The sequence below is a fragment of the Delftia sp. JD2 genome, assembly GCF_001682645.1.
Classification (GTDB): Bacteria; Pseudomonadota; Gammaproteobacteria; order Burkholderiales; family Burkholderiaceae_C; genus Comamonas; species Comamonas acidovorans.
The window spans coordinates 1-313 of sequence record NZ_LFJT01000166.1 but is presented as its reverse complement, the minus strand read 5'-3'; the positions used below and the strand labels follow the sequence as shown (position 1 = coordinate 313).

The 313-nt window shown below is 70.3% G+C and carries 1 protein-coding gene; it reads right to left on the bottom strand.

Features of this window, described 5'->3' with window-relative positions:
* A partial coding sequence (locus ACM14_RS30315; RefSeq protein WP_254662175.1) for an aconitase family protein occupies positions 1-313 on the bottom strand: 313 nt, incomplete at both ends.

Here is a 313-nt window from a genome sequence, read left to right as displayed (position 1 = left end):
CAGGTACAGCTCCACGGCCTTGGAGCCCGGCGCCAGCGAGGATTTGACCCAGGGCTTGCGCGTGAGACCCAGGCGATTGGCGTTGCGCGCCAGCAAGGCGGCGGCAATGACGTTGCGCGGGTTGCTGGTGTTGGTGCAGCTGGTGATGGCCGCGATGATGATGGCCCCATCGGGCATCAGGCCCTGGATCTCCTGGGCGCGGGCGGCCTGCAGCTTGGCCGCATCGGCAATGCCGCGCTCGGCCAGGGCCGAGGTGGGCAGGCGCCGGTGCGGATTCGAGGGGCCGGCCATGTTGCGCACCACGGTGGACAGG